Here is a 22,469-nt window from a genome sequence, read left to right on the forward strand (position 1 = left end):
ACAAAAATTGGACGGCATGACTCCGGTTGAATTCCGGAAACATGCCATCCAATTAATCGCTTAAAACATCACTCCAATTTATGGGGGTCAGTTCATAAGCCTTTTTGTACATATAGTGTGTATTTTGATAATGCATAATTATAATAAACTAACGGTGACCATCTTTTTAGTCTTGAATATGGGGTCAAGAGTAGTAAGTAGTACTTAAGGAAAATGCCTAGACGCGACCGGCAAAGTTAGCACTAGCTGCCATACCGCCAATCACCACACCATGATTTTCATCAAGGGCGTTGACATAAGTACCATTTCCAAGTGATATTGCCACATGATAAACACGGCCAGAAGCATTGGTCCAAAATAATAAATCACCCGCCTTGGCTTGAGAAGTTGAGATACGTGTCGTGGTACTAGCAAGTACTGCTGATTGATGTGGTAAGCTAACACCGTATTGAGCATAGACGTATGCGACCAAACCAGAGCAATCAAAACCACTAGGAGTCGTACCAGCCCATACATAGCGACTACCAATAAATTTTTGCGCTAAGTTAGCTGCTTTGGTGGCCGTGCTTGAGCTCGTTGTATTGGTACTAACGTTAATAGTAGTACCGTTATTTGCAGTTGTAGTAGTATGTATCGTGTTAGTAGTTGTGGCAGTTATTGTTGAGCCACTAGTTTTAATTTTTTGGCCGATGTAAATGCGGTTTGGATTACTAATGTTATTACGTTGCGCTAAATTGGCAATACTTGTGTGATACTTTTTAGCAATTTTATATAAGGTATCACCAGCTTTAACGGTAACAGTATCAGCATGTGCTACAACAGCAGATGCCCCAAAAGCGACAGCTGTTGAAAATGAGGTAATTAAAGTACGTTTGACAATTTTTTTCATAGAATAGGTAATATCTCCCTTGATTATTAACGTGTATGCCATTTACGGCTATATATCACAACAAATAATATAAACTAGTAAGATTACTACAACAGGTTAATTAGATTAGAAAGCTTTAACAAATGTTGCAAACGGCTATCAATTTAACACGTTTGTAATTATACTTTTATAATAATTAGCAGTGATATTGATTAATACTTAAAAGTAAGTTAATAAAATTAATAATTTAATTTAAATTTTAGTAAAAATTTAAAATAATAGCTTAGTTAGCACTACATAAATGTAAAATTATGAAATATTATGTTAATAAAAAGCGATAGATTGTAAGCGATTGTCGTGAAATAGTAATTTTAAATAAATCTTAACATGGTATCCTTAATTAAGAGAATAAATTTTGCTAAATAAGGAAGGAATAATATATTGCAAGTTAGATTAGGAATCTTAGCATTAACGACGGCTGTAACTTTAACCGCCTTAAGTGTTTCTTCAATTAATGCCGCAAGTAGTGCTAGTTACTATACTAGTGTACCAAGCAGCGCCAAAATAACGAATAAGACTAAAATTTATAGTTATGCTAATGCTAAGTTTAAAAAGACAGAGCGCCAAGCGACATACAACCCAGGTAGTATTATAAACATAATCGGCGTTGATACTACAACAAAAACACCACGCTTAATTACAAGTGCACATACATATATTACGGCAAATAAGACCAATGTGTTAGCAGTTAATAAAAATATTGCTAATTACGTGACTAGTGAACCGACCGCGATGATGGCTGGGACACTAAAGAAGACGTATGCCTATACTGATACGAGTTTTAAGACAATTAAGCAAACGTTACCGGCAGGATCAGTAATCCATATTAGTTCAATTAAGTGGTCAAATGGTGGGACGCCTCGTTTGTATACAACCGAAGGGTACTATGTATCTGCTAATAAGCAAATTGTAGTGGCGGCAAATAAAAATATTGAAAGTTACTATACCTTTATTAATAGTACCGGTGTGATTAACACTTTGACTAAAGTGGGTGTATATAGTGATACCAATTTTACTAGGCGTGTTAAGACTTATCGTGGCAAAACTGCTTTAAAAATTAGTGGTCTTGCTTGGTCAAATGGTGGGACACCCCGCTTTAAGCTAAGTAATGGCACGTATATTACAACAAATCGGCATAGTATTTTTGGTGATGATACCGTAACAAGTAACTTTATTAATAAGTATGCAGCAGCGGTTAGAACGGTATCAAAGAAATATGGTTTATATGGTTCCGTTCAATTAGCACAAGCGGCACTTGAAAGTAGCTGGGGACGTTCTAGTTTGACAACCAGTGCGTTAAACTTTTTTGGTGTTAAAGGTGACTATAATGGTGAGTCAGTAGTTGTCGCTACAAAAGAATATGAAAATGGTAAATGGATTACGATTAAGGCTGCGTTTAGAAAGTATCCAAATGCCACCGCTTCATTTACGGATAACGCTGAGCTATTGGTGAATGGACCAGGATTTAATAGCAATTATTATGCGGGGACTTGGCGTAAAAATGCCAAAACCTATGTAGATGCAGCGAATGCTTTGACTGGAACTTATGCTACTGATCCTAATTACGCTGCTAAATTAATTCAACTAATTAAGACGTATAATTTACATGCATTAGTTGATTAGGTGATCCGCTAGGGGTGATTTAAGACTTAGTAACTGTCGTAAAAATTTAAGATTATTTACAGAGATATTTTCCTTCAGTGAATTTATCTTTTTTTTGTTTTTTTCAATCAAAATAAAAAGATGTATTAACCATTTAAAGCAGGTTTACTACATCTTTTACTAGTTTTTTATACTAATTTTAGCATTAACTAACGTGTTTAATTTAACGGTGCATTGGTAGGTGGATAGCTTTGGCCACTTAAGTCTTCAATAAGTTTACCAACCTGTGGTGCTACATCTGCTGGATGACCACCATTTTGAACTCGTGCAATTTCAAGTTGAATAAGGCGATCAGCATCAAACGTTAACTTGAATTGCCGGACAAAAAGCCAGGCTAAAATAATTAAAGTGATAACACCACCAACTAAGAGGCCGACAATTGCAATATGTACTGAATGTGGTTGATTAGTTGTTTTATTAATGTAGCCAAATTTATCCAGAATAACACCAACTAACAGGGTCCCAATTGAAGATGTTGATTTGCGAATAAACGTCATTAGGGAGGTAAATGACCCGGCGCGCTTTTTGCCACTAATTATTTCGTCAACATCAGGAATAAATGAAAAAACATTCCAAGGTGTGTACACCATACCTGCACGACCAATTTGATAGATAAAACCAACGCTAATTAAAAACCACCAGAGATGGTTAGGATGATACAGCCAAATTGCTAACCAACCTAATGATGATATTGAGATTAAAATGTATGAGATATGATAAATCCATTTAGGCCCTTTCTTGACAATTAATAAACCAAAAAGGGCAGTCATAGGAATGGAGATAATATTAATTGATTGAATTTCGGCAGCAACAGCGGTAGGAAGACCAAGATTAATCGTAATAAAATAGACAAAAACGGCATTCCAAACATCCATGGAGGAGTAAGACGCCAAGTAAATCATCAGATGTTGACGGAAAACTCTTATTTTAAACGCATCACGGTATTCAAGTAAGAGGCTTTTAAGCGAAAAACGTTGTAAGTTAATCGTTTCTGTAGTTGGCTTACTTTCCCAAGTGGTACGCCATGAAATAAAGATTGCTAGTGCAAAGATAAAGCTAAAAATAATACTATTAAGAATGAACGGCATAGGACTATTATCACCGAATATCCTAAAAAGTTCACGCGGCACCATGGTTGCTAAGAAGGTTGCTAATTCTGAAATGATTAAGCGTACTGTTGATAAAAGACTGCGCTTATGATAATCAGTAGTCATTTCCGTGGGCAATGTTTCCCACGGAATTAATACTAAAGAGACCACTAATTCAAAAAAAACATAGGTAATTAAGTAATACCAATAATTGTGATTGGGTTGCCAAATAGCGACATATTCAAGTACTAAAGGGATTCCCAAGAGCATCAAAAAATGCCGGCGCCCAAATTTTTTACCAATTTTAAACTTAAAAAGGTTATCACTTAAATAACCAATGAAGATGCTAAACACAGCATCAAAAAATTTAGCAATAACTAAAATACCTGCAGCTTCCGTAGCTGATAAGTCAGTATATTGTGTAAAGAAAAATAAAAGCCATGCTGCGACAATGGCATAAGCGCTTCCCCCTAATAGATCAGTAGCGCCAAAACCAAGCGCAGTTTTAAAATTAACGGCACGTGGTTGATAAAAACGTTGTTTCATTAGCTATGCCCCCTTTATAACTAATAAATAAAAATTAATAAGACTAAAATATTGTACTTAATTAGTATAGCAGAAAAGATTAAAAAAACATGAAATAAGGCCCCGTTGATTAATTAAACATTAATATCAAATGGGTAATTTTTTAATTTTTAGTCGAATTAGGATTGACAAGGTAATTAAGTTGGGTGTAAGATACAAACATTAAGTTTTTAAGGAGCGCAATTATGCAAAAGATGAATATTAATAATATGACAATTAACCTTAATAACTGGTTTTACTTCTATACTGTCTAGCCATGTAACACACGAGTGTGTCGTTCATGGCACACTCGGTATAGAAGCTTTTGATGAGCTAGTAACCGAGTGATAAAAATCGCTTGGCTACTAGCTTACTAAACTAATTTTAGTAAATAGTAAATTACTTTAGCTAAGCGTAAATCACGCTTGGCTATTTTTGTTTTAAAAAGCATGTGCTCACAAATTAGCACGAAGGATTAAAAGTAAGCAATTATAAATAACTATATTGGAGGATGTAACAAATGAAATATGTAACAGCCGGTGAAAGTCACGGACCAGAAGAAGTCGCCATTATTGAAGGAATACCAGCAGGATTAGAGATTACCCCAGCAGATATAAATTTTGAATTAGCCCGCCGGCAACATGGTTATGGGCGAGGAAATCGGCAATTAATTGAAACGGATACAGTAACCATTATGGCAGGTATTCGGCATCAAATGACGCTAGGATCACCAATTGCATTAAATGTACATAATGATGATCATAATAATTGGCATGATATTATGGATCCCACTAAAAAGGCAACACCAGAAAACACGTTACGTAAGGTAGTTAGACCCCGGCCAGGGCATGCTGATTTGGTGGGTGGCATCAAGTACCGGCATCATGACTTACGGAATGTTTTAGAACGCTCTTCCGCCCGTGAAACGGTAATGCGTGTAGCGGTGGGAGCGGTCGCTAAAAAAATGTTAAAAGAGTTAGGGATTGATGTTCATGGCTTTGTGCTTAGTGTTGGCACAGCCAAGGGGGACATCAATGAAATTACTAAATATCACAGTTTAGCTGATTTAAGAACAGTAACAGAAGGTTTACCAACACGCGCATTAACTGTGGAAAATGATGAAGCAATTCGTAAAGTGATTGATGAAACCAAACGTAATCGTGATACAGTAGGCGGTATGGTTCAGGTATTAGCAACGGGCGTTCCCGCTGGCCTGGGGTCATATGTTAGTGCTGATAAAAAATTAGATGCAAAAATTGCCCGCGCAATTGTAGGCATTAATGCTTTTAAAGCCGTTGACTTTGGCAATGCTTTTGACAATGCAACGCTATACGGTAGTCAAATTATGGATGAAATTCTTTGGGACGAGGAACAAGGTTTTTATCGAAGTAGTAATCATTTAGGCGGTTTTGAAGGTGGCATGACCACGGGCGGTATGCTTATGATTCGGGGGGTGGTAAAACCAATTCCAACTTTATACCAACCAATGCGGTCAGTAGATATCGACACGCATGAGGAACATAAAGCAAGCATTGAGCGTTCTGATACCACCGCCGTTACAGCTGCTGCGGTTATTGCTGAGCATATGGTAGCAATAGAATTAGCTAAAGCAATTTTAGATAAATTTGATGCAGATAATATGGATCGGTTAAAAGAACAAATTGCAGCATACCGGCAAGAGGTTAAAACATTTTAATCATTAGGTAAGACTAACTTTTATAGAAAGAATGGAATGGATCTTATGCAAGAAATTAGACAAAATACGACCGGTTTGGCTGGCACAATCCGTGTCCCCAGTGATAAAAGTATTAGCCACCGGGCATTGATTTTAGCATTACTCGCTAAGGGTACCACAACGATTAATCATCGTTTAATATCTGCTGATGTTACTGCCACCATGACCGCGATCCAAAAACTAGGTGCAAACGTTATTGAAAATGATGATCATACCATCACGAAGGTGGTGAGTGAAGGACGTACAATGCTGATCAATAAAAGCCAAGCTTTGGTGGCTTTTGATTTTGCAAATTCAGGAACCACAACGCGATTACTAACGGGTGTGTTAGCAGGTACCGGGATTAAAGCTAAAATTACTGGTGATACTAGCCTATCAACGCGGCCAATGCAACGAGTAATTAAGCCACTAACAACATTTGGTGCGCAGATTGACAGTAATAATAACCATTTACCGTTGATAATTAACACGCCCATAACTGCTGATAAATTACTTTTTGAGCTACCATTGGGATCAGCACAAGTTAAAAATGCCGTATTATTAGCGGGTTTGGCTAGTGGTAAAGCCGTGGAAATTAGCGATAAGTTTAAAACACGTGATCATACGGAAAGAATGCTACCCGCATTTGGCGGTGAAATTACGATTAATGATGATCGTATTACATTACCAGCAGACCAAAATTTAGTTGGTACGACGGTTGATGTGCCAGGCGATATTTCAGCGGCTGCCTTTTGGTTAGTGGCAGCGAGTCTAGTTGATAACAGTGAGGTTACGTTAACATCGGTCAATGTTAATCCAACACGGGCTGGAATTTTAGCGGTGTTAGAGCGTATGGGGGCTAATTTAAGTTTTAAAATCAGTGCAATTGGCAAAGAACCAGTTGCAGATATTACTGTTAAAACTACTAAACACTTACAAGCAACCACAATTAGCGCCCAAGAGGTGCCATCATTAATTGATGAATTACCAATAATTGTGTTAGCGGCTACGCAGGCAACTGGAACAACGATTATTACTGGTGCAAGTGAATTACGAGTTAAGGAAAGTAATCGGATTGATTTAGTGACGACAGAACTAACAAAATTAGGAGCTGATATTACGGCTACGACTGATGGATTTATTATCAAGGGGCCAACTAAGTTACAAGTAAATGAACCAGTTACGTTAAATGGGCATGGCGATCATCGTCTAACAATGATGTTAGCGATTGCGGGCTTAATTAATAAGGGGGTCGTTACTTTAGCAGATACTGATAATGTGGCAGTTTCCTACCCAACATTCTTTCAAGATTTAAGGCGGTTGACCAAATGAAGACAATTTTGATAAATGGGTTAGGATTAATGGGTGCTTCATTAGCTAGTCATTTAGCACAATTAGGTGAATATCGGATTTTGGGCTATGATCGTGATCGTGAAACCTTAGCAGTTGCCATAGCAAATGGCGTGATTGATGAAGCAATTGCAATAACTGACTTTGATTATCGGCAAGTTGATTTAGTTATTTTGGGGATGCCACCAAAAGGTATTATTACAACAATCAATCATTTAGCAACGCAATTTTTCGGCCTAGCTAAACAACCACTAGTTATGGATTTAGGCTCAACAAAAAGCACGATTATGCAAGCTGGAGCCAAATTATGGCACTTTGTAGGTGGTCATCCAATGACTGGCTCTGATAAAACCGGAATTGGTGCACGCCAAGCTAATTTATATGATGGTCGCCCATTCTTTTTATGTGGGGCGGCTGCCGATCAGCACGCAGTTAAAACATTATTAGCACCGTTACAGGCCAATTGGCAGAGTATTACTGCAAAAAAGCATGATCAAATTGTAGCCGGAATTAGTGATTTACCCCATGTAATGGCTTTTGCGCTAGTTAATACAATTGATCAGCAAACACCAACGGGTTGGCAAACGGTAACAGCTGGTGGCTTTAAAGATACAACCCGCATTGCGCAAGCTAATAGTCAGTTGTGGACGGAAATTTTAATCGCAAATCAACAAGCAACGGTCCCCCAAATCGAAGCCTTAATTACAGAATTAGTAACGTTTAAAACTGTTTTGGAAACAAATAATAGTACACAATTAACAGCTATGATTGAGCAAGCAAATAGGATCAGGAGGAGTTTAGCATGAAAATATTACTAATTGGTTTCATGGGTGTTGGTAAAACAACAGTTGGCCGTCAATTGGCCACAAAATTAAATCATCAATTTATCGATTTAGATGTTGCTTTTAAGACGAAAAATGGGGTCGGGCCTAGTGAGTTTTTGCAAAATCCAGCGCATACCGAGCAAGCCTTTCGAGAACTGGAATATGATATTTTGGCCACCAGTTTACAAAAAGATAATGTAGTAATTAGTACCGGTGGTGGGGTAGTGATGCTACCAGCAAATAGTACATTAATCGCACAGTCAGACTTCGAAGTTATCTATTTGGATAGTCAATTTAGTACAGTTCTTGATCGTTTATTATCAGCACCTAAAACTGCTGAAGGACGACCATTAATGGATAATTTATCAGTTAGTGAATTTTATGATTTATGGATGATGCGTAAACCTAAGTATGCGGCTTTAGCTAAATTAAAGGTGGTAACTGATTATAAACAACCGATGACGTTGGTTGATGAAATTAAGCAGGCTTTAGAAGCCCAAACGCAATTATTTGAAGAGCGGAGTGCCATTGATGCGGTTGATAATGAATTATTTTATTTATTGAAAAAACGCTTTACTTTAGTAAAGCAATTAGCAGCATATAAAGCACAAACTGGTTTGGCAATTGTGCAACCTGAAAGAATGTTAGGAATGCAAGAACGTTTAATAAATGAATTTGCTAGTTTGGAAATGCCGGCAAGCTTTATAAAACAGGTTTTAGAGGTGGTAACAAAACGCGCGATTAAACATGAAGAACAATTAATTGCACCGGATAGATAGGAGAGATGAGTTATGGAGCTAGTTGGTACCACGAATAAAATTGCATTTAAATTAAGATTAAAAGCCGGCTTATATATTAATTACATTGTGCATGGCGTAGGGTTAATCATTTTGGCCCAAACCATGACTAATTTAACCGGATTATGGCAAGTATCGTTAACTAATGTAGCGTATGTGTTATCGGCGTTAGGCACGGGCAAAATTTTTTCATATTTAATTTTGGGTGAATTGAGTGATCGTTTTGCTCGGAAACGGATTCTGCAATTTGGGATGTTCGCTTATTTCATTTTCTTTCTAGGAATTCCTTTGACCCAAAATGTATGGCAAGCTTATTTTATTACCATTTTTGCCGGTTTAGCTAATTCAGCGTTAGACACAGTGACATATGCTACCTTATCAGAACTATCAAATGGGCAAGCAAGCAGTAATATTCTAGTCAAAGCAATGATGTCAATTGGTGAAGGGCTTTTACCGTTACTAGTGAGTTATTTAGCAATTCATCAAATTTGGTTTGGTTGGTCATATTGGTTAACATTAATTATTTTAAGTTTAAATGGTTTAAACATAGGTACACTTGCGCCCAAACAATTTTATATTGAGCACGAAAAATTAAAACAAGGGACTGTTAGGCAAAGATTAGGTCGCAAGGATTGGTTGCAAGCAATTCCTTACTGTTTATTTGGTTTTACGGCAATGTGGCTAATGATTCACTTTACCCAATGGATTACGGTTTTTGGTCAAAGTGTGCGGCAACTTTCAGCGGTTAGCGCCCATTTGTTGATGAGTTCATATAGCTTGGGCTCCCTTTGTGGGGTTACAGTAATTTACATTTTGAGTAAAACAAGTTGGTTTAAAGATAGTACGTTACTAATTTTAGCAACTAGTGGCGCCTTAATTGCCCTAGTTAGTGTTTGGGTGACGACGAATGTCTTCTTGATGAATAGTATGAGCTTTTTGTTTGGTATGACCGCGGCAGGTGGTATGCTCCAATTGGGGCTTAATCTATTTTTAAATCAATTTAGTGCTACTAAGGGACGCGTTACTGGAATTTATTTTTTTGGAAGTAGTCTGGCAGCCTTTTTAATGCCAATTATCACAGGTAAATTAGTTATGATTGGGTTAAGTCAAACACTAGGTAGCGATATTATTATCGCCGTGCTTAATTTGGGGTTAGCCTTTATTATCTATAAACAAGCCAACACATTTAAAATATAAGTAGTAACTTTATTGAAGTTAATATTGATTTAATATTTGAAGGATAAGCTTAATTCATGGTTCAAGATTGCTTGTCCCCAAGTAATTAACCATATTAATTTGCATATTTTCTTCCAAATTTAAATCATGATAATGATTACAAGAAAGAACAAGCGTGGGGCTTGTTCTTTTTTGTGTGCTTTAATATTAAAAATAGGAAAAAATTATAGCTTTTATACAAAATCTAAATTGGACTTAATAAGCAAAAAATTATATATTTTAAGGGTAGAGTTTGTTTAATTTGTCACAAATTAACAATTAACTTACTACAGCTACCTTAAATAAAGGTTCTTTATCTCGTGAAGAATAATTTAAATATGGACATATAAATGTAAGGGGCATTTAAATTATGCAAGCAAAACAGGTTAAAGACATGAATTTTTTAGAATTTAAAGCAAGATTGGCCCAACAAACCGGTGTTCACCACATAAAAGCAACTGGTCAAGAGATGTATGGATTATATAAACATGATGTAGTTTATGAAGAAATTGATGGTGTTAAGCGCACGTTACAATTAGTAGTACCCGAAACGAAACCGACAGTAAAACATAAGTATCCGGTGTTACTGTGGGTTCAAGGATCAGCTTGGTTGAAGCAAGATAATTATAAGCAGTTGACAGTAATGGCTAGATTAGCACAAAAAGGTCTTGTAACTGGAATTTTATAATATCGCGAAAGTGCGATTGCCCCTTTTCCAGCCCCAGTTGAAGATGCAAAGGCGGGTATCAGATTTTTACGAGCACATGCAACGGAGTACAAAGTAGATGTAGATAATATCTTTATTTTAGGTGATTCTAGTGGTGGGCATACAGCGTTACTAACGGCTTTCACTGCTAACCAAAAAGGCCTTTTGGATACTGATTTATATGCAGATTATGCGACTACAGTAAATGCGGTCATTGCCTTTAATCCGGTGACTGATATATGTCAGCCTGATTTTCCGACAACAGCTAATCAAGGTCAGGCTGATTCACCAGAAGGAATGGAAATTGGCCATCAAGATGTGTACGAGAATTTAGCACGAGCTAAGCAACTTACGTGTGCTAATTATGTACATGAAAATTTACAAATTCCACCAGTTTTATTGATGCATGGCACGGCAGATGATACTGTGTCCTATCATCAAAGTATTCGGTTATATAAAAAGTTAGTTGAAACTAAAAAAGACGCCACCCTGTATATCATTGAAGGGGCTAAGCATGGAGATGTGGCTTACTATACTGATGACAATCTAGCACGAGTAATAGCATTTGTTCGGCAAAACTTAAGGAAGTAGGAAAAAATTATGAATGTCACGTTAATGGCGATATTGTTAATTGCAATCGTTGTATTTACAGTTGTAACCGATAAAGTACCATTAAATTTCGTGTTATTGCTTGTTCCATTTATTTTTTCATTACTGTTAGGACATAGTTTGTTACAGACGAGTGATTTTGTTTTACAACAGTTTGCCGCAGCGTACTTAATTACTTTTCCTATTCTTTTACCATTATTTAAGAAATTTAATTTTGATCGTGGGGATGCGTTTATGATTGCACAGACTGCGATGACTGGTGTTTTAAACTTAGGCTAATAATTTGGTAATATAAATAGTTTAAAAATAAAAAGAGTTTATCAGAAGCCAATTTAGTCAATGTGGTGTATGATAGGCTCTTTTTGCATCGAGTTACTATGTTTTGTAGAAGGTTAAAGATCCCAGTGCTTTAAAAAAAGACTTACTAGCTAAACAAAGTATGGTATATTAAAGTTTAGTAATGAATGTGATATTTTGTGATAGCATAATATTTTATATTAGTTAAACGACAAATATCTTGATTTACCACAGCGTTGCTTCCGCAAGCGTTATAACGTACGGCTGTCTAAAAACAAAAGGAGAACGACATGCTAAATACTTTTATTTATTCAATCTGGCGCAATTTTTTTCATCAATTACAAGAGGTTTTTAATGTGCAACGTAACCTAACCGAACTGTTAACTTTACGACCACTAACGAAGATTTTTATGCTCGTTATGCTCATTGTTAACTGTTTAGTTTTTGGGTTAGTTGGAAACTTTTCAATATTAGCCTGGATTAGTTTTTTAACCACTCTTGCAACGGTGCTTAACTTAATTTTGGTTGATCAAGGGCGGTTAACTAATTATAGTTGGGGAATTTTAAGTTGTGTAGTGTGGTTAGTGATCGCCTGCCATAACCATTTAATTGGTGATATTGCAGCCCAATTATTTTATTTTGTGATGCAATTTGTGGGTCTAAGTGTCTGGGGCCGTCAACTTGATAATACAAAACAAAATGAATTGCCACCTAAAAAAGTGAGTTGGGGCCAATTAAGTATGTTGCTTGGTTTATTATTTTTAATTTATGGCCTTGTCTTATTAACGAGCCGGCAATTACATGGGGCTCAAATTTATCTTGATGCCACCTTATTACCATTAGGAATCGTGGGACAAATCTTAATGACTTATGGTTATCGAAGTCAATGGATTATATGGATTTTACTTGATAGTGTAAATATCATAATTTGGTATAGGCAATTAGCCACAGGAAATGTTGGGACTGAGTCGATGTTTGCCTTACAAATTATTATTTTAATTAATTCTTTATATGGTGCCTATTTATGGTTTAAACCACAGGTTGTGCACACAAAAATGAAAATATAGTGATAAGTAGTCTTCAATTTTAACGCTGGAATTGGAGACTTTTTGTATAGACATAGGCTAGGTTAAAAGCAAAAGGACTGCGCTGCGTATTATAGCCTGTAAAAGACTGGATTTGAAGTGAACCCCCCGCTATTGGACCAAAAGCCAATAACGGGGGTTCACTTCGTCTTATTGTTTTATGCTCAGTTTTGTCGCTTAGCATACGATTTATGCGCAAGAAGGGTGAAACAATTAGGTAGTTACATTACCTAAATATTTTTGGTGATATCAAGGGGATGTTTGAATAAATAATCAGGTTCATCACCAAATTTAGCAATATCTTTGACCCCCCAAGTAGCAAGACCAAAATCAATACCAGCAGTGTGGGCGGCTTGCATGTCATGCACTGAGTCACCTATATAAATCGCTTTACTGCTATCAACATCTAAATCAGCTAAGGCGTGAATAATTGGATCAGGGAAAGGTTTCATCCGCGGAGTATCACCAGCAAAAGTAAAACTATCAAAGTACTGTGTAATACCAAATGGAGTTACATGGTCCTTAAACTCAGTAGCTGTATTTGAGGTAACAACAGCTAGTGCATTTTGTTGATTTGTTCGTAAAAGTTGGAGCATAGCACTGACACCATCAAATAAGTTGACTTCATGCCAAAATTCATGGTAGTGACCTTGCCATTCAGCTTGCATTGCTTTAGGATTATTAACGCCGAGATATTGTAAAGATTCAAAAGAAGGTAATCCAAAGACAGCGTAAACCTCATCATATGTTTTATTAATACCATGATTGGCTAACGTTAATTGTAGTGATTTCATGTACATTTGCTCGGTATTTAGTAGTGTACCATCAATATCAAAGATAAAAGCAGTTTTCATGATGCATATTCTCCAATTATTTTTTGCTTACAGTATATCATGAAAAGCAGATTCACTAAGCACATATTAGTTAATGTCTAACCTAGTGATTATCAATTTAGACAAGGACATAATAAGGTTGAAACTAGAATATTTGATTTAAATAGGAGGAAGGACATATGCAAGTATTTGGCACAAAACAAGCGCAAACAAGCTACTTAGTTCGTAAAGGTGCGTATGTGATAATTTTTAAAAATGATGACAAAAAAGAAATAGGTTTAATCAGAGCACATGGTAACCAATATTTTCTACCAGGTGGCGGTATTAGAGCAAATGAAAGTAAGATCAATACATTAAAACGGGAAATGCTAGAAGAAACAGGCTATCTGCTAAAAAATGTCCAATACCTTTGTCGAGCACAAAATAATTTTATGGCCACATTACCGGTAAAGCAGCCAATGACGAGTGATGGATTTTTTTATACGGGCCAACTGGCTAAAAAAGTACAAACACCTACCGAAAAAGATAATCATTTTGAGTGGGTTAAAGTCGAAAAATGTGAAAAGCTATTATTCCATATTCATCAATTATATGCAGTTCAACAGGCGCTAACGATAACTAATGCCTTGAAATAAGAATAAAAATATTAAAATAAAATGTACTAAATTTAAATAATAATAATTAATTTATTAAATTTTTGATATACTTTAAGTGTTTATTTTAATGAGGTGAATGAGATGAAAAAGGAAATTTTTGTAGTTGGAGCAGCAATAATTAAAGACCATAAACTTTTAGCAGCAAAAAGATCAGCTAATAGATCCTTGGGTGGTTATTGGGAATTTCCAGGCGGTAAAATTGAAAAAAATGAAAATCCAGAACAAGCTTTAAAGCGCGAAATATTTGAAGAGTTTGGGGCAAAATCGACAGTTTATGAAAAACTAGCAGGAACCTTTCTTCAAGAATATGATTTTGGTATTGTTACATTAAAGGTCCTATATGCTGATTTAGATTCACAAATTATCAAGACCATTGAGCATGATGAATTACGTTGGGTTAGTGAAGAAGAGGCTGTTCATTTAAATTGGGCCCCCACAGATATTCCAGCAATTAATGCATTGGTAGCGAAGGGTTTTTAATATGGTAAATAGCTCAGAAGAAATCGTAAAGGTAAATCAGTTTGCATATATAAATAACGAGAATATTAACGTTGATGAATTGGCAAGTGAATTACAACCACAGCTAGTTACGAATAAAGATAGTGAAACAGTGCTTGAATATTTATTACAAGAATTAAAAACAGCTGATACGTTTATGTTTGCTGTCGCGTTTATAACTGAAAGTGGTCTGATTGGTCTAAAAAGTACCTTTGCAGACTTAGCAAAAAGAGGGATTCGCGGTAGACTAATTACATCTAATTATTTACAATTTAATAATCCAAAGGTATATCGTGAGCTTTTAAAGATTAAAAATATTGATGTTAAAATTGCTAATATTGATGGATTCCATACTAAAACATATATTTTTGAACATGTAGACTATATTTCTGTAATTGTCGGAAGTTCTAATTTAACGCAAAATGCTTTGAAAAAAAATGTTGAATGGAATTTAAAAGTAACATCCCTCAAACAAGGAGATATAACCCAACAAATCAAAAATAATTTTGAAGAATTATGGGACCAAGCTGCTATTTTAACGACATTATGGATTGATAATTATCAACGGCAGTTTATTCAAAACACAACTGATCGAGGCATGCTGTCAACTAATAATATCGATATTTCAAAATTAATTGTTCCTAATAAAATGCAAAATATCGCTTTAAAGGAATTGAAAAACGCCAGAAAGCATAATGCAAAAAAAGGTTTAATTGTTGCTGCTACTGGGACAGGAAAAACATATTTAGCAGCAATGGATGTTAAGCAAGTTAATGCTAAAAGATTATTATTTGTTGTTCATAGAGAAGGCATTTTAAAAAAATCATTAATGAGTTTTAAACGGGTTTTAGGTGGGAATGAGGAAGACTATGGGCTAATATCAGGAACTAGTCGAGCTAATTCTAATGCAAAATATATTTTTGCTACAATAAACATGGCTTCAAAAGAGGACTTTAAGCATACATATACCCCTGATTTTTTCGATTACATTATCATTGATGAGGCACACCGAATTGGGCATGGTCAAAATGGTTCTTTAACAATGTATGAAAAAATACTTTCTTATTTTAAACCGCAATTTTTATTGGGGATGACAGCAACACCAAGAAGAACTGATGGGATGAATGTTTATGAATATTTTGATTATAATGTGGTTTATGAAATATCACTTAGCGATGCACTAGCCGTAGAATTGCTTACCCCATTTCATTATATTGGTGTAACTGATTTTGAACATAATGGAACGATTATTGACGACAACACACAACTAAAGTATCTGGTATCTCAAGAACGAGTTGATTATTTAATCGAAAAAACTGATTATTATGGTTTTGCGGGTGAACAATTAAAAGGATTAATTTTTGTTAGTAGGATTAAAGAAGCTGAGAGCTTGTCACAAGAACTTAATCGACGTGGATATAAAACGACAACAGTTAGTGGCACAGATAATCAAGAAATACGGGAAAGCAAAATTAAAAAGCTTGAGGTAGGAGAGTTTGACTACTTAATAACTGTTGATGTTTTTAATGAAGGAATTGATATTCCATGTATAAATCAAGTTGTTTTAATGCGGCCAACACAATCAAGTATTATATTTTTACAACAGTTGGGACGCGGTTTACGCAAATATAAAAATAAAGAATATGTTACAGTAATTGATTTTATTGGTAATTATAAAAATAATTATATGATTCCAATGGCTTTTGATAAAGCACGCCAAGCTGATAAAGAGAAAATCGTAAAAAATATTATTTCACCTAAAATGGAAGGTGTTTCAACTATAAACTTTGAAGAGATTGCAGTTGAAAAAATATTAAATTCAGTTAAAAACATTAAATTTGATTCAAAAATAGTGTTTAAAGAAGCCTATCTAGATATTAAGCAAAAAAATGGAAATAATATTCCATTCCTAATGGATTTTTTAAAATTTGGGACGATAAATATTACAGATATTTTTAGTATTAAAAAACTAAAATTTAAAAATTTACTAGACTATCAAAAATATGCTGATGACGATGAATCAATTAACTGGCCTAACTTTAATGCGCAAGAAAGACAGTATTTAAATTTTATTTATAATGAAATATTATGTAGCAAAAGAATTACCGAAGTTTTTACTTTGTATAATTTAATTTTCAAAGAGGATATTAAAACGTCTGCACAATTACTTAAGACCTTTAAGGAAAATAGTTACTACTATGACAAAGAAACACTTAGTAGCATTCAAAGAGTGTTAACATTTGACTATTTTTTACCAACAACTTTGAAAAATAATGACTGTGGTAGCATTGGGATAGTTACGGTTAATCAAAACAATTGGTTTTTAAAGCCTGAATTTATAAGTTGCTTAGATAACAAAGTATTTGTGCAATATGTGAAAGATGCATTAATTACAGGAATGCAATATCTGCAAAACATTTACAGGAATGATCAGCTTCTTACCATAAATGAAAAATATTTACGTAAAGATGTTATCAGAATTTTAAACTGGGAAAAAGAACAAAATGCGCAAAACGTAGGTGGTTATATTATGCGAAAAAATAAGCGTTTTTTACCCATGTTTGTTACACTAAAAAAAGGTAATGTAAAAAATTTAGTTGCATATGAAGACCATTTTACAAGTAGAGATACAATGATATGGTATTCAAAAAGTAAACGAAATTTAGATAGTCCTACTGAAAAAGTAATTGCGCATACTGATGAGTACGGATTTATTCAAGTTTTTGTGAAAAAATCTGATGAGATTACTAAGGATGGAAATAGTTTTTATTATTTAGGAAGCGCTAAAGTTACGGCTGCAACTTTAGCAACGCATAAAAATAAGGATAATAAAGATATAAATTTGATTAAATTCGAAATAAAGCTGCAAAAGCCAGTTGATTATGATTTGTACACAGCATTAACAATAGATATATAATTATCTCTATTAACACACGATTAATTGGAATGTGACATTGGCAGCTGAAAAGTTACATAATGCATGACTAGGCTAAACTAAAATAGTAGTTTAGACCAAAATTACGTACAATAAAACACCTATGATTAATATTTATCGAATACAATTTGCGCGTATTCGTAAGTAAATCAGAGGTGTTTTTTAGTACTTAGTATTTTGATTAGTTGCCTTAAAATTTATGCATCTAATTTTTTATATATACGATTTTGGTCAATTAAGATATAGATTGAAGCTAAGATAGCAATAGCCGCTGCCCCATAGACAATAAAGTTACCTGCTGTCCAACCATAAACTTGAACAACCCAGCCAATAATCAAGGTTGCTGTAACCTCACCAATAATATATTGACAAAAGCCCATCGTTCCAGTTGACATGCCAACGGCAAATTTAGGGACGGCTTCATTGACCATTAAGCCAACAATTGTTGCTGGCGCATAGATAAATGTCCCCATTAAAATCAATACAACAATAATGACTTTATGATCGGTTGCTACAAAATAGGTAATCAAGCAAATTAACATCGCAATTAAAGAAAATAAAACCATTATTGCACGGCGTCCCTTTAATAAATCGGTGATATAACCAATAATAATGACGCCTGGGACTGCTGCTAATTCAAAGATACCGGTTAACCATTTAGCTGTGGCATTATCAAATCCTTTCACGTTCACTAAATAATTAGGAATCCACGACATGATACCATAGCGAACGACATAAATGGCAACCGACGCAATGATAACAGCCCAGACCAATTTATTTTTCAAAATATAATCAACAAAAATTTTGAAAATAGAATCGCTATTAACATCCCCGCTGACTTCTTCACCATCTTTGATAATAACTTTATCGCCTGAATAGTCTTCGATTGTGGGTAAGCCTTGCGTTGTTGGTCGATCAGAGCCTAAAAACCAGACGATTAAACCAATAATAATAGAAACGATGGATGCTGTCCAAAAACTCCACTGCAAGGAAGCACCAAATAATAAAGCTGAAAGATTAATTACCGCGACACACATAAAGGCTCCCGCATTGTGCGCAGATGACCAAATTGAGTATGCTGTCCCACGAGCCATCAAAGATCCTTTGCCAATACGACCAAACCAGAGAGCTACCAAACGTTGACAAGCGGCAGCACCCATACCTTGCATAATTGAATTAAGTAACATTAACACGACAATGACATAAAAATTTTTGGTTGTGCCATAAAAGGCATTAATAATAGCCGATACAATTAAACCAGTTGCAACGTAACGATTAGGGTTAGCACGATCAGCAAGGGTCCCCATAATCAACTTAGAGATTCCATAACCAATACCAAACATTGATAAAATGGTTCCAATTTGGCCCATTGAAAAGCCATATGCTTTGGCAATATCATTTTGTTGAACGGTAAAGATTAACCGAATAATATAATAGCCAATATAGACAACTGATGTGGATATAATGACACGTAACTGCCAGATTTTAAAGGTTTTGGCAATATCTTTTTCCGGGACTTTTTCAACTGCATCGGGTGCAGGTTTTAAAAAAGAAATCATATTAGTCTCCTATCTTAAAATGTTTTTGTAAACGTTTACAAAAACATTTTAACACTTTTTTAAGCATTAAATCTACTAAAGTATGCAAAATATACAGGTTATGCAAGTGTGTTAAATTAGTGAAATTTTAGTGCACTACACCTATAGGTATTAGGTTTTATATGAGGTACTATTAACCTCTGGCATTTTAACGATAATTTAATCGTTGATGTAAGCTATTTTAATAAAAAAATCCGTATATTTTACTATAGTGTAACTTAAAAGGGTAGTTGATTATAAAATTATTCAGCAAAAATGGGTATGTATATTAGTTAGTATAAAAACTAATACTAATATTTAATATAGTCTAAGTACTAATATTTTAAATTTACCTAGTTAAAATTTATTATTTATTTGTTGTTGGATACATTCTACTTTATAATTAGGTGAGACTAAAATATAGATTATTTGATTACTATATTTAATGTGTATTAGGTATATGACAGAGGGAGAATAACAGATTTTGATTAAAAGTGATAATAGAACTAATCGTTTGGTTATCAATCCATTTATAAAATGGGTTGGTGGAAAAAGGCAATTACTTCCGGAGTTAAATAAATATATACCAGTAAATTTTAAAAATTATTATGAACCATTTTTAGGGGGTGGGGCATTTTTACTGAACCTACAACCTAAAAAAGCAATAGTTAATGATTATAACGAAGAATTAATTATTACTTGGAAGATAGTTAAAGAGAAACCGGAAGAATTACTACAATTATTGGAAATACACCAAAAAAATAACTCCAAAGAGTACTACCTTGATTTGAGACAAACAGATCGTAATGGGACACTTGAAAAAATGACAGACGTTGAACGCGCAGCCAGATTCATTTATATGATAAAAACTGGCTTTAATGGAATGTGGCGTGTTAATAAGCAGGGACAAAATAATATTCCTTATGGAAAATATAAAAATCCGTTAATAGCAGATCGAGAAACAGTTTTTAAAGTTTCTAATTATCTAAATGGAAATGACATAAATTTTTTTAGTGGTGATTATAAAAGTGTTTTAGATGAAGCCGACACAGGTGATTTTGTTTATTTTGATCCGCCATATATACCTTTAACTAAGACTAGTTCCTTTACGTCATATTCTGCTGAATTTGGTTATAAGGAACAAGTTGAATTAAGGGATATGTTTAAAAAATTACATGAAAAAAATGTAAGTGTATTACTGTCTAATTCAGACGTACCATTGATATATGATCTGTATTCAAATATTGAAGGAATAACCATAAACAAAGTTGTAGCAAATAGAAGTGTTGGCGCGAATAGTTCGAGTCGCCACAAGGTTGGAGAAGTACTTATTACAAATATTGAGGTTTAATAGGTAATGACAAAAAATTATTCAATTGAATATCATGATGAAGATACAAAACTAATTATTGGAAATTCAGTAAAAATTTTAAAGAATGTTCCAAATGAAACTTTCGACTTAATTATAGCAGACCCACCTTACTTTCTAAGTAACAATGGATTTAGTAATAGTGGTGGGAAAAGAGTATCTGTAAATAAGGGAGATTGGGATAAAAATGATAATCCTGAGGCCTTTTATACTGAATTTTTAATTCAAGCAAATAGAGTCCTCAAAAATAATGGCACCTTGTGGATTTTTGGAACAATGCATAATATATACTTATTAGGTTATTTATTGCAAAAAAATAATTGGAAAATATTAAATAATATTACTTGGCAAAAAACAAATCCAGCGCCTAATTTAAGTAGACGAATGTTTACACATTCAACAGAAACTATTTTATGGGTAAAAAAGCAAGAAGGACGCCAAAAGTTTAACTATGATAATTTGCGTGAACTAAATGATGGTAAACAGATGAAGGATGTTTGGATGACTAGTACTACTTCTAGCTTAGAAAAAAAATTTGGGAAGCATCCAACTCAAAAACCACTTGCTTTATTAAAAAGAATTATCCTAGCCTCAACTTCTGAAAATGATTTAATTCTTGATCCTTTTCTTGGTAGTGGAACGACAGCAGTAGCAGCAAAATTATTAAAAAGAAAATTAGTAGGCATTGATATTGAATCGGAATATATGACTATTGCAAAAGCAAGAATAACTAATATAAGCCAAGCGTATGAAGGGAAAATTACTTAATTTTTAGTAAAATATTATGAAGAATATAACACTGCAATCCTATTTAGCACTAAATGATGAAGAAAAATTCGATTATTTTTTTAAAACAAGACAGAACCTAGCTCTACCTGCAAATTACTGGATAAATTTTGAAACAGTTAGGAACAATAGTGAAAAGTATGGTCCTGATATATTTACACTAGATTATTTAATTGGTAAAAATGATAGTGAACTAGATTACTTTTTTCGGAGCCGTCCTAATTTGTTAAAGTTGGTTCCACAACTATTAGGAATAAGAGATAATAAGTTTGAAAAACCTAATTCAGAAAAAATATTAAAAGTAGAAGGACTTGAAGGTGAATATTTATTAAATTTCAAAACAATTGATGAAAAGAATATAGACTTTTATTTGAAATTTATTCGTGAGTCTGGTCTAGGTTGGCTATTGCTAAAGGGAACATCAAAATCAATCAAAGACTATTCAACGGGTGTTGAAGCAGGTATGGATAGTAATGGTCGTAAAAATCGAAGTGGCCAAAGAGGTGAACTTTTTATCGAAACTCTTTTAAAAGAATTAGCTAATAAGTATCATTTTGAGTGGAAAGGTCAAACCAACTACACACATATAGAAAAAGTATATAACACCAAGCTTGATGTTAGGTTAGAAAATGTTAGGTTTGATGGTAGTTTGTATGATAGACATAATGGTAAATTATATTTATTTGAAATAAATAATTTTTCATCACAAGGTTCTAAACTAAAAGCTAGTGGTGGTGAATTTAGTTTACGCCAGCAAATATTCAATAAATCTAACTGTGAGTTTATCTATATAACTGATGGACAAGGATGGGATTCAGATGCTAGTCATTTAAAAGCAATTTTGAGATCAATAAAATATGTTTTTAATTTTAATATGATTCAAGAGGGTTATATTGACGAACTAATTTCAAAAATTTCCAATACTTAAGCACCAAGTAAACGCCTAACTTGAAATAGTTAGGCGTTTTTTTGAAAA

At 34.2% G+C, this 22,469-nt stretch carries 19 protein-coding genes and 1 pseudogene; 16 read left to right on the forward strand and 4 right to left on the reverse strand.

Annotated elements, in window-relative coordinates:
• Nucleotides 1–217: 217 nt before the first annotated feature.
• On the reverse strand, nucleotides 218–889 hold the full coding sequence (locus JOC59_RS02260; protein WP_205143179.1) for a C40 family peptidase: 672 nt from the start codon (nucleotides 887–889) through the stop codon (nucleotides 218–220).
• A 420-nt stretch (nucleotides 890–1,309) separates the two neighbouring features.
• On the opposite strand from JOC59_RS02260, the gene JOC59_RS02265 reads away from it, so the two are divergent.
• Nucleotides 1,310–2,551: a DUF5776 domain-containing protein gene (locus tag JOC59_RS02265; protein WP_239516993.1), complete on the forward strand. Its 1,242-nt coding sequence runs from the start codon at nucleotides 1,310–1,312 to the stop codon at nucleotides 2,549–2,551.
• Nucleotides 2,552–2,748: 197 nt separating this feature from the next.
• Here the strand turns inward: JOC59_RS02265 and JOC59_RS02270 are convergent, their stop codons facing one another.
• Complete coding sequence (locus JOC59_RS02270; protein WP_205143180.1) at nucleotides 2,749–4,224, reverse strand: MFS transporter; 1,476 nt, start codon at nucleotides 4,222–4,224, stop codon at nucleotides 2,749–2,751.
• Between the two features lie 538 nt (nucleotides 4,225–4,762).
• On the opposite strand from JOC59_RS02270, the gene aroC reads away from it, so the two are divergent.
• The 9 genes and pseudogenes from aroC to pnuC all read left to right on the forward strand — a co-directional run bounded on the left by aroC (nucleotide 4,763) and on the right by pnuC (nucleotide 12,821).
• Nucleotides 4,763–5,938: a chorismate synthase gene (gene aroC, locus JOC59_RS02275; protein ID WP_205143181.1), complete on the forward strand. Its 1,176-nt coding sequence runs from the start codon at nucleotides 4,763–4,765 to the stop codon at nucleotides 5,936–5,938.
• A gap of 45 nt (nucleotides 5,939–5,983) precedes the next feature.
• On the forward strand, nucleotides 5,984–7,288 hold the full coding sequence (gene aroA / locus JOC59_RS02280) for a 3-phosphoshikimate 1-carboxyvinyltransferase (RefSeq protein WP_205143182.1): 1,305 nt from the start codon (nucleotides 5,984–5,986) through the stop codon (nucleotides 7,286–7,288).
• On the forward strand, nucleotides 7,285–8,112 hold the full coding sequence (locus tag JOC59_RS02285; RefSeq protein WP_205143183.1) for a prephenate dehydrogenase: 828 nt from the start codon (nucleotides 7,285–7,287) through the stop codon (nucleotides 8,110–8,112). Before aroA ends, JOC59_RS02285 begins: the two co-directional genes overlap by 4 nt.
• Entirely contained in the window at nucleotides 8,109–8,909 is an 801-nt protein-coding gene (locus tag JOC59_RS02290; protein WP_205143184.1) for a shikimate kinase, read from the forward strand. Before JOC59_RS02285 ends, JOC59_RS02290 begins: the two co-directional genes overlap by 4 nt.
• A gap of 12 nt (nucleotides 8,910–8,921) precedes the next feature.
• On the forward strand, nucleotides 8,922–10,124 hold the full coding sequence (locus JOC59_RS02295; RefSeq protein WP_205143185.1) for an MFS transporter: 1,203 nt from the start codon (nucleotides 8,922–8,924) through the stop codon (nucleotides 10,122–10,124).
• Nucleotides 10,125–10,512: 388 nt separating this feature from the next.
• Nucleotides 10,513–10,830 carry a hypothetical protein gene (locus JOC59_RS02300; RefSeq protein ID WP_205143186.1) on the forward strand — a complete coding sequence of 106 codons (318 nt, stop codon included), beginning with the start codon at nucleotides 10,513–10,515 and terminating at the stop codon, nucleotides 10,828–10,830.
• Nucleotides 10,831–10,842: 12 nt separating this feature from the next.
• Nucleotides 10,843–11,439: pseudogene (locus JOC59_RS02305) on the forward strand (alpha/beta hydrolase fold domain-containing protein); the annotation flags it as partial.
• 9 nt (nucleotides 11,440–11,448) lie between these two features.
• Nucleotides 11,449–11,736, forward strand: a complete 288-nt coding sequence (locus JOC59_RS02310) for a hypothetical protein (RefSeq protein WP_205143187.1) — start codon at nucleotides 11,449–11,451, stop codon at nucleotides 11,734–11,736.
• 308 nt (nucleotides 11,737–12,044) lie between these two features.
• Entirely contained in the window at nucleotides 12,045–12,821 is a 777-nt protein-coding gene (gene pnuC / locus JOC59_RS02315) for a nicotinamide riboside transporter PnuC (RefSeq protein WP_205143188.1), read from the forward strand.
• Between the two features lie 248 nt (nucleotides 12,822–13,069).
• On the opposite strand, the gene JOC59_RS02320 is transcribed toward pnuC, so the two are convergent.
• Nucleotides 13,070–13,693, reverse strand: coding sequence for an HAD family hydrolase (locus JOC59_RS02320; RefSeq protein WP_205143189.1), 624 nt, complete (start codon nucleotides 13,691–13,693; stop codon nucleotides 13,070–13,072).
• 158 nt (nucleotides 13,694–13,851) lie between these two features.
• On the opposite strand from JOC59_RS02320, the gene JOC59_RS02325 reads away from it, so the two are divergent.
• From JOC59_RS02325 to JOC59_RS02335, 3 genes are all read left to right on the forward strand, one after another.
• Complete coding sequence (locus JOC59_RS02325; RefSeq protein ID WP_205143190.1) at nucleotides 13,852–14,307, forward strand: NUDIX domain-containing protein; 456 nt, start codon at nucleotides 13,852–13,854, stop codon at nucleotides 14,305–14,307.
• 102 nt (nucleotides 14,308–14,409) lie between these two features.
• Nucleotides 14,410–14,808, forward strand: a complete 399-nt coding sequence (locus JOC59_RS02330; protein WP_205143191.1) for a (deoxy)nucleoside triphosphate pyrophosphohydrolase — start codon at nucleotides 14,410–14,412, stop codon at nucleotides 14,806–14,808.
• A gap of 1 nt (nucleotide 14,809) precedes the next feature.
• Nucleotides 14,810–17,743: a DEAD/DEAH box helicase gene (locus JOC59_RS02335; RefSeq protein ID WP_205143192.1), complete on the forward strand. Its 2,934-nt coding sequence runs from the start codon at nucleotides 14,810–14,812 to the stop codon at nucleotides 17,741–17,743.
• 215 nt (nucleotides 17,744–17,958) lie between these two features.
• Here JOC59_RS02335 and JOC59_RS02340 read toward each other — a convergent pair whose 3' ends face one another.
• A complete protein-coding gene (locus JOC59_RS02340; protein WP_205143193.1) occupies nucleotides 17,959–19,320 on the reverse strand; it encodes an MFS transporter in 1,362 nt (453 codons plus the stop codon).
• A gap of 502 nt (nucleotides 19,321–19,822) precedes the next feature.
• On the opposite strand from JOC59_RS02340, the gene JOC59_RS02345 reads away from it, so the two are divergent.
• Genes JOC59_RS02345 through JOC59_RS02355 form a run of 3 tightly spaced genes read left to right on the forward strand, consistent with a single transcriptional unit; the run spans nucleotide 19,823 to nucleotide 22,421 of the window.
• Nucleotides 19,823–20,689, forward strand: coding sequence for a DNA adenine methylase (locus JOC59_RS02345; RefSeq protein ID WP_239516994.1), 867 nt, complete (start codon nucleotides 19,823–19,825; stop codon nucleotides 20,687–20,689).
• Nucleotides 20,690–20,695: 6 nt separating this feature from the next.
• Entirely contained in the window at nucleotides 20,696–21,475 is a 780-nt protein-coding gene (locus tag JOC59_RS02350) for a DNA-methyltransferase (protein WP_205143194.1), read from the forward strand.
• Between the two features lie 16 nt (nucleotides 21,476–21,491).
• The gene (locus JOC59_RS02355) at nucleotides 21,492–22,421 is read left to right on the forward strand and encodes a DpnII family type II restriction endonuclease (protein WP_205143195.1); all 930 of its coding nucleotides are present in this window, start codon (nucleotides 21,492–21,494) and stop codon (nucleotides 22,419–22,421) included.
• The last annotated feature ends 48 nt before the right edge of the window (nucleotides 22,422–22,469 follow it).

Source organism: Periweissella beninensis (assembly GCF_016908275.1).
Lineage (GTDB): Bacteria > Bacillota > Bacilli > Lactobacillales > Lactobacillaceae > Periweissella > Periweissella beninensis.

Excerpts from the sequence above, each read along its gene's own strand:
- JOC59_RS02350 (WP_205143194.1), top strand. The coding sequence starts at position 20,696 with ATGACAAAAAATTATTCAATTGAATATCATGATGAAGATACAAAACTA.
- JOC59_RS02340 (WP_205143193.1), bottom strand. The coding sequence starts at position 19,320 with ATGATTTCTTTTTTAAAACCTGCACCCGATGCAGTTGAAAAAGTCCCG.
- JOC59_RS02330 (WP_205143191.1), top strand. The coding sequence starts at position 14,410 with ATGAAAAAGGAAATTTTTGTAGTTGGAGCAGCAATAATTAAAGACCAT.
- JOC59_RS02335 (WP_205143192.1), top strand. The coding sequence starts at position 14,810 with ATGGTAAATAGCTCAGAAGAAATCGTAAAGGTAAATCAGTTTGCATAT.
- JOC59_RS02285 (WP_205143183.1), top strand. The coding sequence starts at position 7,285 with ATGAAGACAATTTTGATAAATGGGTTAGGATTAATGGGTGCTTCATTA.
- JOC59_RS02320 (WP_205143189.1), bottom strand. The coding sequence starts at position 13,693 with ATGAAAACTGCTTTTATCTTTGATATTGATGGTACACTACTAAATACC.
- JOC59_RS02355 (WP_205143195.1), top strand. The coding sequence starts at position 21,492 with ATGAAGAATATAACACTGCAATCCTATTTAGCACTAAATGATGAAGAA.
- JOC59_RS02310 (WP_205143187.1), top strand. The coding sequence starts at position 11,449 with ATGAATGTCACGTTAATGGCGATATTGTTAATTGCAATCGTTGTATTT.
- aroC (WP_205143181.1), top strand. The coding sequence starts at position 4,763 with ATGAAATATGTAACAGCCGGTGAAAGTCACGGACCAGAAGAAGTCGCC.
- pnuC (WP_205143188.1), top strand. The coding sequence starts at position 12,045 with ATGCTAAATACTTTTATTTATTCAATCTGGCGCAATTTTTTTCATCAA.
- aroA (WP_205143182.1), top strand. The coding sequence starts at position 5,984 with ATGCAAGAAATTAGACAAAATACGACCGGTTTGGCTGGCACAATCCGT.
- JOC59_RS02295 (WP_205143185.1), top strand. The coding sequence starts at position 8,922 with ATGGAGCTAGTTGGTACCACGAATAAAATTGCATTTAAATTAAGATTA.
- JOC59_RS02260 (WP_205143179.1), bottom strand. The coding sequence starts at position 889 with ATGAAAAAAATTGTCAAACGTACTTTAATTACCTCATTTTCAACAGCT.
- JOC59_RS02290 (WP_205143184.1), top strand. The coding sequence starts at position 8,109 with ATGAAAATATTACTAATTGGTTTCATGGGTGTTGGTAAAACAACAGTT.
- JOC59_RS02325 (WP_205143190.1), top strand. The coding sequence starts at position 13,852 with ATGCAAGTATTTGGCACAAAACAAGCGCAAACAAGCTACTTAGTTCGT.
- JOC59_RS02300 (WP_205143186.1), top strand. The coding sequence starts at position 10,513 with ATGCAAGCAAAACAGGTTAAAGACATGAATTTTTTAGAATTTAAAGCA.
- JOC59_RS02270 (WP_205143180.1), bottom strand. The coding sequence starts at position 4,224 with ATGAAACAACGTTTTTATCAACCACGTGCCGTTAATTTTAAAACTGCG.